The organism is Bartonella sp. AP72JLCBS, assembly GCF_042195705.1.
GTDB lineage: Bacteria > Pseudomonadota > Alphaproteobacteria > Rhizobiales > Rhizobiaceae > Bartonella.
Genome location: NZ_JBHIOU010000007.1, coordinates 76,857 through 88,886, shown reverse-complemented (window position 1 = coordinate 88,886; position 12,030 = coordinate 76,857). Strand labels below are relative to the sequence as shown.

9 protein-coding genes are annotated in these 12,030 nt (G+C 36.3%); 7 read left to right on the top strand and 2 right to left on the bottom strand.

Going from position 1 to position 12,030, the window contains the following annotated elements:
* The first annotated feature begins 121 nt into the window (after window positions 1-121).
* The 7 genes from ACFILO_RS05320 (at window position 122) to ACFILO_RS05290 (ending at window position 9,180) form a co-directional block, all read left to right on the top strand.
* The gene (locus tag ACFILO_RS05320; protein ID WP_375621173.1) at window positions 122-1,408 is read left to right on the top strand and encodes an RsmB/NOP family class I SAM-dependent RNA methyltransferase; all 1,287 of its coding nucleotides are present in this window, start codon (window positions 122-124) and stop codon (window positions 1,406-1,408) included.
* A 132-nt stretch (window positions 1,409-1,540) separates the two neighbouring features.
* Window positions 1,541-3,097: a glutamine-hydrolyzing GMP synthase gene (guaA, locus tag ACFILO_RS05315; protein ID WP_375632313.1), complete on the top strand. Its 1,557-nt coding sequence runs from the start codon at window positions 1,541-1,543 to the stop codon at window positions 3,095-3,097.
* 169 nt (window positions 3,098-3,266) lie between these two features.
* Window positions 3,267-3,989, top strand: coding sequence for a glycerophosphodiester phosphodiesterase (locus tag ACFILO_RS05310; RefSeq protein ID WP_375632275.1), 723 nt, complete (start codon window positions 3,267-3,269; stop codon window positions 3,987-3,989).
* 965 nt (window positions 3,990-4,954) lie between these two features.
* On the top strand, window positions 4,955-6,289 hold the full coding sequence (gene ugpB / locus ACFILO_RS05305) for a sn-glycerol-3-phosphate ABC transporter substrate-binding protein UgpB (protein ID WP_375618067.1): 1,335 nt from the start codon (window positions 4,955-4,957) through the stop codon (window positions 6,287-6,289).
* Between the two features lie 95 nt (window positions 6,290-6,384).
* Window positions 6,385-7,269: a sn-glycerol-3-phosphate ABC transporter permease UgpA gene (gene ugpA / locus ACFILO_RS05300; protein ID WP_375627662.1), complete on the top strand. Its 885-nt coding sequence runs from the start codon at window positions 6,385-6,387 to the stop codon at window positions 7,267-7,269.
* A 10-nt stretch (window positions 7,270-7,279) separates the two neighbouring features.
* Entirely contained in the window at window positions 7,280-8,131 is an 852-nt protein-coding gene (ugpE, locus tag ACFILO_RS05295; RefSeq protein ID WP_375613289.1) for a sn-glycerol-3-phosphate ABC transporter permease UgpE, read from the top strand.
* Window positions 8,132-8,133: 2 nt separating this feature from the next.
* The gene (locus ACFILO_RS05290; RefSeq protein WP_375613290.1) at window positions 8,134-9,180 is read left to right on the top strand and encodes a sn-glycerol-3-phosphate import ATP-binding protein UgpC; all 1,047 of its coding nucleotides are present in this window, start codon (window positions 8,134-8,136) and stop codon (window positions 9,178-9,180) included.
* Between the two features lie 1,381 nt (window positions 9,181-10,561).
* Here the strand turns inward: ACFILO_RS05290 and ACFILO_RS05285 are convergent.
* Both ACFILO_RS05285 and ACFILO_RS05280 read right to left on the bottom strand, forming a co-directional pair.
* Window positions 10,562-10,750, bottom strand: coding sequence for a DUF4102 domain-containing protein (locus ACFILO_RS05285; protein ID WP_375677939.1), 189 nt, complete (start codon window positions 10,748-10,750; stop codon window positions 10,562-10,564).
* Window positions 10,751-11,110: 360 nt separating this feature from the next.
* Entirely contained in the window at window positions 11,111-12,028 is a 918-nt protein-coding gene (locus ACFILO_RS05280; RefSeq protein ID WP_375613291.1) for a metal ABC transporter solute-binding protein, Zn/Mn family, read from the bottom strand.
* Window positions 12,029-12,030: the final 2 nt, after the last annotated feature.

Sequence of the window (12,030 nt, the reverse complement as noted above, 5' to 3'; positions counted from 1 at the left end):
TCAGATCGTTTTAAGATTGAATGTAAATTTTTTATGGCGTTGAGAAGGTTTCATTGGCAAGAAGGCGATGATATTATTTTTTAGATGATTTAAAATTTTATTATTTTAATGGGAGAAATGAATGCGATTAGGTGGGCGTTTGCAAGCAGCAATAGATGTTCTCACAGAGATAGAAATGAAGCATCGCCCAGTAGGAGAAGCTTTAAAGGATTGGGGTCTTTCTCATCGCTTTGCTGGAGCAGGTGATCGTGCAGCTATTGGTACAATCGTTTATGATGTTTTAAGACGACGTTATTCTTTACAATGGCGTATGGAGAGTGATGATATCCGAGATATCGTTTTTGGTGCCTTATTAGATTCTGGAAAAATGACGCTGGAGCAAATTGACGGTGAGTTGACAGAAGATCGGTTTGCACCGCAGTTATTAGGGGCTAAACAGCGTAAATCGTGGCAAGGTCAGCAATTAGTGGATGCTCCAGACTATATTCGTGGTGATATTCCGCAATGGTGTCAAGCGCATCTGCGTCCTTTATTTGGTGATAATTGGATCACTGAAGCGGCTGCGTTAGCAACGCGTCCTTCTTTAGACCTACGGGTAAATAACCTAAAGGCAACACCAGAAAAGGTGCTGAAAGAATTAGCAAAAACCAAACTTAAATCTTTTCCATGGTTTGGGCAAGCTTTAAGAATTGCACCGATTGAAAAGTTTAATCGTCATCCCAATGTTCAAGTGGAACCAGCTTTTCAAAAAGGACACTTTGAAATACAGGATTTAGGATCTCAAATTGTTGCTCACCTTGTGGAAGCGCAAGAGAGCATGCAGGTATTAGATTATTGTGCAGGTGCTGGTGGCAAAACATTAGCTTTAGCTTCCGATATGAACAATCGTGGGCAAATTTATGCTTATGATTCCGATAAAGCGCGCTTAGCTCCTATTTTTGATCGTCTTCGACGCGCTGGTGTTCGTAATGTACAAACACGAGCACAAAAAGAAGAATTGAAGCCATTAATAGGCCAGATGGATAGAGTTCTACTAGATGCACCATGTAGTGGGACAGGAACATGGCGTCGTCGTCCAGATGCGAAATGGCGTTTAACATTAGAACAAGTGAAACAACGCCAAACAGAACAGAGGGCTATTTTGAATGAAGCGATAGCTTATCTTAAGCCAAATGGGCGCTTAATCTATATTACCTGTTCTCTTTTTACAGATGAAAATGAGGAACAAATTTCCCATTTCCTTCAACAACATTCTCATTTTTCTCCAATAGATATGCCAGCGCTTTGGCAGAAACATTTTAGTTTTTCTCCTGTGCAACCAGTTTTTTCAAATTATGGACTTACTTTGTCGCCGGCCACAACACAAACAGATGGGTTCTTTTTATCTGTGTTGCAAAAAAAACATTGATCCATATTCTTACACTTTTTATCATAAACTTTACGAGAATAATCTTTTTCTTAAGAAAACAGGCTTGTGAAAAGAGAAAGATTAAATCATAACTCTCATGAGTTTTCTTTTACAATTGTTGATTGGTTTTCTATGAGCATATCACATCCAGACACTGTTCTTATTATTGACTTTGGTTCACAAGTTACACAACTTATTGCACGACGGGTACGAGCAATGGGGGTATATTGTGAAATTGCTCCTTTTCAATTGGCTTTAGAAGCTGTGCGCCGCATAAATCCTAAAGCTATTATTTTATCAGGGAGTCCTTATTCCGTTATTGATGAGGGCTCTCCGCGTGCTCCAATGGAAATTTTTGAGGCGGGTGTTCCGATTCTGGGTATTTGCTATGGTGAACAAGTCATGTGTATTCAGCTTGGAGGAAAGGTTGAAGCTGGACATGAGCGTGAATTTGGGCGTGCTTTTTTGGAAGTGCAAGAAGAGAGTGCCCTTTTTGATGGAGTGTGGGAAAAAGGTTCTCGTTATCAAGTATGGATGAGCCATGGTGACCGTGTGGCAGCTTTACCAGAAGGTTTTCGTGTCATAGGAACCTCAAAAGGAGCTCCCTATGCGGCTATTGCTGATGAGAAAAGATATTTTTATGCGGTACAGTTTCATCCTGAAGTTATCCATACACCGGATGGTACAAAACTTTTGCAAAATTTTGTTCATAAGATCTCTGCTATTAAAGGTAGTTGGTCAATGGCTTCTTATCGTGAGCAGGCAATTGCTACGATACGACAAAAAGTTGGGAAAAGTCGTGTGATTTGTGGTCTTTCAGGGGGAGTGGATTCATCTGTTGTAGCGGTACTCCTTCACGAAGCCATAGGAGATCAACTGACATGCATTTTGGTAGACCATGGGCTGATGCGCAAGAATGAAGCTAAAGAAGTTCTCACGCTCTTTCGTGATCATTATAATATAGAGCTTATTCACGTTAATGCTGCCGATATATTTCTTAATGCTTTAGAAGGTGAGACAGATCCAGAAAAAAAGCGCAAAACAATTGGTCGTCTTTTTATTGAAGTTTTTGAAGAAGAAACGAAAAAAATAGGAGGTGCAGAGTTTTTAGCACAAGGAACACTTTATCCAGATGTTATTGAGAGTGTGTCTGCTATTGGTGAAACGGTAACCATTAAAAGCCATCATAATGTGGGTGGGCTACCAGAACAGATGAAGATGAAACTTGTAGAACCGTTACGTGAGCTCTTTAAGGATGAGGTTCGCTCGCTAGGACGAGAGTTAGGGCTACCGGAGCAGTTTATTGGTCGCCATCCTTTTCCAGGTCCCGGTCTTGCAATTCGCTGTCCAGGTATTGTGACCCGTGAAAAATTAGAAATTTTACGTGAAGCAGATGCTATTTATCTTGAGGAAATCCATAAAGCTGGTCTTTATGACGAAATTTGGCAAGCTTTTGCTGTTCTTCTTCCTGTTCAAACTGTTGGCGTGATGGGGGATGGTCGCACTTATGAATTTGTTTGTGCTCTTCGCGCCGTCACATCTGTAGATGGAATGACTGCTGATTTTTATCCTTATGATATGGCGTTTTTAAGTAAGACAGCAGCACGTATTATTAACGAAGTTAGAGGGATTAATCGTGTTGTATATGATGTAACCTCAAAGCCTCCTAGTACTATTGAATGGGAATAATTAAAATGAAGGATAAGTCTTTTAAGAATAAAATATGACTGAGGGTTTGATATTCGAAAAGTGTAGAAAAAATCATTTAAAAATGATTGTGTATTTTCATATGATATAAGCCTTTATCTGGCAATCTGTACGTCAATATCGTTTAAAATTGAGAAGTGTGGGATTTTGTATGTCTGAGAAAAAAATTGTTGCACACCGTGGAGGAGCTCATCTTTATCCTGAAAATACCCTTTCGGCATTTAATAATGCTATAGCGTTAGGTGTTGATGAAGTTGAATGCGACGTTCATTTGCTGAAAAGCGGTGAAGTGGTTGTCTTTCACGACTTCCGTTTAGACCAATTGGTTGGGAAAGAGGGGTATATTCACGACATTGATAATGAAATACGTAAACAACTCTGCGTGAAAGGAAGCCAAGAAGCACCTCCCTTATTAGAAGAAGTGCTTGATCTTTTAGCACCAACGAATGTTGCGTTGCATCTTGAAATCAAAACATGTGGTGAAGTGGAGCGTGAAACAATATTATCCCAAAAAGCGCTTGCACTAATAAAAAGCCGAAATTTATCAGAACGGGTTTCTGCAATTAGTTTTGATCCTTTTATCCTTCGTCCTTTTATTGAAGCAGGAATACCATCTGGTCCATGTGTTGATAATTTCGAAGGTGATATGTACCGTCATTTTTCTGAATGGAAGCAATTAGGTTATTCTGATCTAAGTTTAGATGGCTCTATTGTTTCACAGAACTTTATTGAATCAGCTCTTGAGGCTGGTTTTACTGTAGGGGTATGGACAATTAATGGAAAAGCTCGGTTATCATATTGGCTTGATATGCCTGTACATTATATTACGACAGATCAACCTGATCTCGCATTGCAATTGTGTGCACAAAGGTAAAAATACATCAACACAAAAGGAACTATATATCTTCATAAAGTTAGCGTAATGAAAGAAGAAAAACTATCTAATACATGACAATAATACATTGATTTATAATCATAATTAATATTTTATTCATGTGAGTAAGAGACCTTAATACGTAAGATTCTCTTATTTCAAATATTTTTACAATGAATCAATCAAAATCATTCGTTTGCACATTACAAGCAGGGTTGGTGTGTGGATAAAAAATGATTGAGAAAAGAATAAAAATATTCATTTAACGTATTTCAAATGCAAGGCTTATTTAAGCATTAGGATCGCACATGATGATGTCGTTTTGCACTTTTATGAAGTGTAAAAATGATGGCATACAAAAAGTCTTATATACTTTAATGGAGAGGCTTTAGGGCTTATTTTATAGGTGCTATCATGAAATGTAGATGTATTGAAAGATTTTTTAACAGCATGGAAATTGGTTATACAGTGTCATTTTGTTTTGCGTGAGGGGTGTGATCTTGTTACAGGGAAAGAGACTATTAAGCGCTTCAAAATGATTTTCTTAATTTTAAAAAAATTCTATTTGTCTCTTCTTTAAATTCAGTAGCAACATCGTGTTAAAGTTATAAGCCGAAAGTTATAAGACAAATAATAAAAGAATAAACAATTCTTTTTAAAAAAGTAAATCCAGATATTAAAATAGTCATTGAAATGATATTTACGATCTATATCTTTTTACCAAGTGACTTTTCTTATTTAAGCCATCTCACTTTTTTCAGATAGTTACAAACGCGTATTTCGTGAATACATAAGAAAGCTTATAAAAGAAAATAAATAAATTTAAACAAATTCATTTGACCTTTAGGTGGTTCCTGTTTAAATGAGAGAATATGTTTCTGAAATAAAACTGTCATAGCATGTTCATGTGTAATACTATAAATTTAGGGGTAGTTTGTATTCCATCACTTCAGAAAGGGTGAAGCATGAGTCGTTTTTATCTTTCCATAGCGGCCACGGTTGCTATCATAATGTCCACAGCGGGGATGACAGAAAGTTTTGCACAGACAAAAATCAGCTTTTGGCATTCTATGAGTGGTGAATTAGGAAAGCAAACTGAAAGTCTCATTAACGATTTTAATGCAAGTCAATCTGAGTATAAAGTTGTTTCTTCATTTCGCGGTGAATATGAAGAGGGATTGATTTCACTCATTGCAGCATTTCGTGGAAAGAAACAGCCAGTACTTGCTCAAATTTATGACGTTGGTACTGGAACTATGATGGCTGCAAAAGGCGCAATCTACCCATTTTATCAACTTATGGCTGATACAAAACAAGAATTTGATCCTACAGATTATTTCCCTGCTATTAGTGGTTATTACTCCGATGAACAGGGACGTATTGTCTCTATGCCATTTAATATTTCAACACCCATCCTTTATTATAACAAAGATATCTTTAAAAAAGCAGGGCTTGATCCAGAACAGCCTCCTAGAACGTGGCAAGATATAGAAAACTTTTCCAAGAAAATTCTTGAGACTAAAGCGGCAACTTGTGGTTTTACAATGGCTTATGCCGCTCAATGGATTGGTATAGAAAATTTTTCAGCGTTGCATAATGTTCCTTTTGGAACGAAGGAAAATGGCTTTAAAGGACTTGATTCAGAACTTACATTTAATGGACCTTTACAAGTGCGTATGTGGACTGACCTGAAAAAGTGGTCTGATCAAGGTATTTTCCGTTATGGTGGTCCAGCAGGTGCATTAGATTCAACACCAATGTTTATGGCACAAAATTGTGCAATTTTTATGCAATCTTCAGGATCACATGCTGGAATTGTTTCTGAAGCTCAGTTTAATGTGGGGGTTGGTATGCTACCGTACTATAAGGATACAGAAGGAGCACCACAAAATTCAGTTATTGGGGGAGCTTCTATTTGGGCGTTTAAGGGCCATACTCCAAAGGAATATGCAGGGGCAGCCGCTTTTCTTAAATTTCTTTCAAAAACAGAAAATCAAGCAAAATGGCATCAGGAAACAGGTTATCTCCCAACCACAAAAGCGACTTATGAATTGAGCAAAAAACAACATTTCTATGAAAAAACGCCAGGTGCGGATATAGCTATCAAACAGATTAATCTTAATCCACCAACAGTTAACTCAAAAGGGATAAGATTTGGTAATTTACCACAAATTCGTGCCATTCTTGATCAAGAGTTGGAAGCTGTTCTTAGTGGTTCAAAAACGCCGAAAGATGGTTTAGATGAGACCGTTGAACGTGGAAATAAACTCTTGCGTGAATTTGAAAGATCTAATCATTAATTTCGTTTTATTGTTAAACATTAAAGACTCAACAAAAACGGTTGAGTCCTTTTTGTTTACTTTTTTAAAGTCTCTACATTTAAAGAGCCCTATGAATGCAAGAAAAACATGCATATTTTAAAAATAGTCTACTTTCTTACGGACTGCTTTTTCCTCAGCTTCTTGTGACTTTTTTGTTTTTCTTTTGGCCTGCTGCTCAAGCAATAAAATCATCTTTTGAGCGTGAAGACCCTTTTGGCTTTACAACAACCTTTATTGGTTTTGAGAATTATCTAACCGTTCTTTCTGATCCTACTTATCGGCAATCGCTTTTTACAACCGCAGTATTTTCCATCTCAGTTACTGTCGCTTCAATGACAATATCACTTCTCTTAGCTGTCTGTGTTGATCGTGTCATACGTGCAAAAAAGGCTTATACAATGCTTTTGCTCTGGCCCTATGCTGTTGCTCCAGTATTGGCAGGTATATTGTGGCTGTTTATCTTTCATCCTACCATCGGAATTATCCCTTTTTTTCTCGAGAAAATAGGGGTGCTATGGAATTATCGTATTAATGGCACTCAAGCAATGATTCTTATTGTCATTGCGGCTAGTTGGAAACAAATTTCTTACAATTTTCTCTTTTTTCTTACAGGTCTTCAGTCTGTTCCGCGTTCTCAAATAGAAGCAGCCGCCATTGATGGTGCTGGTCCCTTTAAACGATTTTGGACAGTGGTTTTCCCGCAAATTTCACCAACGACGTTTTTCCTTCTTATTGTCAATGTCAATTATGTTATGTTTGATACTTTTGGTATTATTGATAATACAACTTCTGGAGGTCCTGCGCGTGCAACGAGCATCCTCGTCTATAAAGTATATGACGATGGCTTTAGAAATCAAATAATCGGTGCATCAGCTGCACAATCAACAATATTGATGTTGATGGTTATTGTCTTAACGTTTATCCAGTTTCGCTGGATTGAGCGCCGTGTACAATATTAGGAAACAAATTATGGTTGAAAATCGCCCTGTTTTGAAATTTCTAACCCATATTATTCTCATTGTTGGTATTATCATTATTTGCTTTCCAGTTTATGTTGCTATCATTGCATCAACTCATAGTTCAGCAGCATTTAACTCAGGAACACTTCCTCTTTTGCCTGGGAAATATGCTCTGGAAAATTATAAAACAATCTTTGGTGATGGCCTTGCACAGCTGGGTTTGCCCAACCTCTGGCCACTCTTAATGAATTCATTCATTATGGCTCTTGGGATTAGCGTTGGAAAAATTATTATTTCACTTTTGTCTGCTTATGCAATTATTTACATGCGCTTTCCCTTCCGAAAAACTGCTTTTGTTCTTATTTTTGTTACATTGATGCTCCCTGTCGAAGTTCGTATTCTTCCAACCTATGAGATTGTTGCAAAATTGGGGATGGTCAACACCTATAGTGGAATGATTATTCCACTTATTGCATCTGCGACCGCTACATTTTTATTTCGCCAGTTTTTTTTGACTGTTCCAGATGAACTCTTAGAGGCGGCACGTGTTGATGGTGCAGGTCCAGTTAAATTTTTTAAGGATATTCTTCTTCCTCTTAGTAAAAGCAATATTGCTGCTTTATTTATCATTATGTTCATTTATGGATGGATACAATATCTCTGGCCTCTTATCATCACAACGGATCAAAATCATCAAACGATCCTTATTATTTTAAAACAGCTTATTGTCGAATCACTTCAACATGATCCTCAATGGAATATACTCATGGCAGTATCGGTTGTTGCCATGGTTCCCCCTGTTCTTGTTGTTATCTTCATGCAGCGGCTTTTTATCAAAGGCCTTATTGAAACGGAGAAGTAATTGTGGCCATAATCCAGTTATCAAATATAAAAAAACAGTATGACAACGGCATTCTGGTCATTGATGATTTAAACTTAACTGTTGCCGATAAAGAACTTCTTGTTCTTGTCGGTCCTTCAGGGTGCGGAAAATCGACCTTATTACGTATTATAGCAGGACTTGAACAAGTTACCTCAGGTGAATTATGCATTGATAACGAATGTATCAATGATCGTGAACCAGCTGATCGTGATATCGCTATGGTTTTTCAAAATTATGCCCTTTATCCCCATATGACAGTTCGTGGAAATTTAGAATATGGTCTTAAAAATCGTAAAACTCCTAAAGAAGAAATTAAAAAACGTATCGCACATGCTGCAAAGCTTTTGGAGATAGAACCATTTCTTGATCGTAAACCACGACAATTATCAGGAGGACAACGTCAGCGTGTTGCAATGGGGCGTGTGATTGTACGTCAACCCCGTGTTTTTCTCTTTGATGAACCTCTTTCAAATCTTGATGCAAAATTACGGGCGCAAATGTGTATTGAAATAAAAACACTACAGCGTTCATTAGGAACAACGAGCCTCTATGTTACCCATGATCAACTAGAAGCTATGACATTAGCTGATAGAATAGTCGTTTTGAATAAAGGAGCTATCGAGCAAATTGGAACACCAATGGAAATTTACGATACTCCAGCAACAACATTTGTTGCTGATTTTATTGGTTCTCCTCCTATGAATTTTCTTGATCGCTATGTCTTAGAACAACATTTAGGGCATTCATTTTCTTATGGTGAAGAAACTGATCTTTTAGCATTCAGACCTGAAATAATCTTATTGGGCGAACATCCAGATAAAGGGCCTGTCTTTCACACAAAAATTGAGCTTATCAAGCTTATTGGAACAGGTTGCCATGTTTTAACGCGTTGGAATGGTATCATCTTTACGATTGAAATAAAAGAACGCTTGACACACGACTATGGTCAAAAACTAAGTTTCACTGTTGCTCATCAGAATTTTCATACTTTTAATAAAAACACAGGAAAGCGCACAAATAATAAGTAAGCATTAATTGATGTGATACGACTCTCTTTTATGCTGCGTCATGATAATGGTGTGTTTTGACTTGCTCAATTACATTTACAAACTCAGGTTGTAACCGATGGGATTAAAAACAAAATTTTAACAGTTTTGGTAATGATCTATTGTCCCATAGCGCTGAGAATGTCAAAACATTTATATGAAGAAATTTTGCATTTTCACGGTCTGTAAGAAGAATATAATTTTCAAACATCATTTTCATTATAAAAAAATATCAATATAGAATAAATCTTTATTAACCATATTTTTACTCATTTATAATTTTGTTATAAAAAACAACATATTATAATATGTTTCTTGATGTAATAATTTATGTGTATTATAAAAGCAAATGAGAGAAATAGAGAGAAAAAATGAGTTACAGATAAGGAAGGATGCGCCCCATATCTGAGCTTTGATCCCTAACATAAGAAGTCTATTTGATGCACAAAATACGACGCTGTTCTAAATAATCTCTACGAGAATAGGCGCATTCTATTTTACCGCTGGCCATATGATCTAAAATAGTTTCAGAGCTCCTATAAGAAGCATTTGTTTTTTTTTACCAATCACATAAATTAGAGAGAAACCTATGCGCGCATGCTGCAAGTTTATTTTTTCTCATGTAAATCACTATGCAATTCTCAGCAAGGGTATCTGATAAGTTGCAAAAAATCACTGAGAGATAGAAGGCGTGCTTGTTTTAGAATTTTCATTACTTTTAGCGATAAAAGCAGATGAAACACATCTGTAACATCTCATCGATCTTTTCTATATTCTTGAGTTAAAAATTGCCTGTAGATCATCCTCAAACAGATCTTTATGAATATAACATAAGGGATCGATGCGAACATCTATAAGAATCAGCAGAGACAAAGACAATTATATTATTGTTTTACAAAGCATTTTATAAAAGCTGGTATATTTTTTCAATATATTGCCAGTCTATTAATGGTTTTATGATATTACTTTCTTATAAAGCGCGTGCTTTTTGTTGCTTATAAATCAACCTAAACTTTATACAGCAGTATGTTTGAGAAAAATATGAAGACGGTTCGGTGTTGTATTCAGTTTTTGTATGCCAGAGTAGAATAAGTTTATCTGCTTGTGTAATTTCTAAAATGAGGAGACAGCTTAATTTAGGCAGAATATGAAAGCATCAAATAAAAAATAGATTTTATCTTTATCATCATCTTTTAATTTAGCATTGCAATTTTCAAAAACATCTAAGCCAATGTCTCTTACATAATGGCAATTAAGCATTGCCGAACACATTTTTTTACGTTCTTTGAATAAAATTGCATCTCTCATACAAAACAGAATACCTAAACAGAAGGCTGTTGGGTTGCCAATTTACGCACTTTTTTTAAAAAATATCTTGCAAGGTTGTTCCAACTATTTTTTCACGCAGTCGTTTATAAGTAGTATAACATAAAATCCATTGTGTATCGCCATCTTTATGCTTATAAAAATGCAAGCTGGGGCCATTATCATACTCTCTTTCAGTCTCAAACATTGCAACAATTATTGTGTTGAGACTCTTCATAAGAGGCATTTTTTCTTCAAGTGGTTTTTATTCATACACTAATTCTACTTGCATGTTATAAAGAAGTTGGATAGATAAAAATACTTTAAGAAAGAGACACCAAATTCTTCTTATGAATCGTTTCAAGTGTCGAGAGTTATTGTAAAAGAAGCATTGAAAAATAGAATGCTACTGCTGACAGTTTGGGCACCATGAGGCAATAAATCCACTTACTTTATCTATCTTAGAATCTATAGAGTATAAATTTCTCTGTAAAAGTAACTTTATTTCATATCAATGTTATCAATTATAGCTGTTGGGGTATCATTAGTAACATAATCATAGACTTACGATTTTATGAACTCTTTTTTATCTCTTTTATAGAAGATCTTAATGTTTTGTGATAGCGTCAATGATGGTATTTACATTATGTTCCATCATATCGAGATAAGTTGCTGCAGGGCCATTTTTGTTTGACAATGCATCAGAATAAAGTGTTCCACCAATTGTTAAACCTGTTTCTTTTGCAATCTGTTTTATGAGACGGGGATTAGAGATATTTTCAACGAATAGGGCAGTTGCTTTATTCGCTTTAATTTGTTTTATAAGTTTAGCAACATCGGCTGCGGTTGCTTCAGTTTCTGTTGAAGCACTTTGAGGAGCAAGGATAGTAAAACCATATTCCTTGGCAAAATAGCCAAAGGCATCATGAGATGTGATAATGATACGTTTATCTTTAGGAATGGTAGCAATTTTTGTTTTCAGGGTATCTTGTGCTATTTTAAGTTTTTGGATGTAGGTTTCGGCATTTTTTTTGTAGCTGGTACAGGATTGTGGATCGATTTTACAAAAAGCAGCAGCGATATTCTTCACATAGATTTTGACATTGGGAATTGTTTGCCAAGCGTGTGGATCAATAACGCTGTGGTGGTGATGGGCATTATGTTCTTGATTTTTCATTTTGAGGGAGGGAATGTTAGCGCTAACTTCGACAAGAAGTGCTTTTGTACCACTTGCTGTAATGAGGCGATCAATAAATCCTTCTAAATGAAGCCCGTTGATGAAAATAATTTGAGCATTTCTAAGAGCCTGAGCATCATGGGGGGTAGGTTCATAAGTGTGAGTATTCGCATTGGGACCTACAAAAGTGGTCATAGAGATATGGTTGTCTCCTACATTTTTTACGAGATCTGCGAGAATAGAAAAGCTCGCAACAACTTTGATTTTATTGTGTGCAGAAGCAGAAAATGGAGAAAGGGCAAGCAATAAAGCTCCAAGAAGAACAAATTTTTGAGCAAACTTAGGCACAT

Coding starts and splice junctions, on each gene's coding strand:
- ACFILO_RS05320 (WP_375621173.1), top strand. CDS start 122: ATGCGATTAGGTGGGCGTTTGCAAGCAGCAATAGATGTTCTCACAGAG.
- guaA (WP_375632313.1), top strand. CDS start 1,541: ATGAGCATATCACATCCAGACACTGTTCTTATTATTGACTTTGGTTCA.
- ACFILO_RS05310 (WP_375632275.1), top strand. CDS start 3,267: ATGTCTGAGAAAAAAATTGTTGCACACCGTGGAGGAGCTCATCTTTAT.
- ugpB (WP_375618067.1), top strand. CDS start 4,955: ATGAGTCGTTTTTATCTTTCCATAGCGGCCACGGTTGCTATCATAATG.
- ugpA (WP_375627662.1), top strand. CDS start 6,385: ATGCAAGAAAAACATGCATATTTTAAAAATAGTCTACTTTCTTACGGA.
- ugpE (WP_375613289.1), top strand. CDS start 7,280: ATGGTTGAAAATCGCCCTGTTTTGAAATTTCTAACCCATATTATTCTC.
- ACFILO_RS05285 (WP_375677939.1), bottom strand. CDS start 10,750: ATGCCTCTTATGAAGAGTCTCAACACAATAATTGTTGCAATGTTTGAG.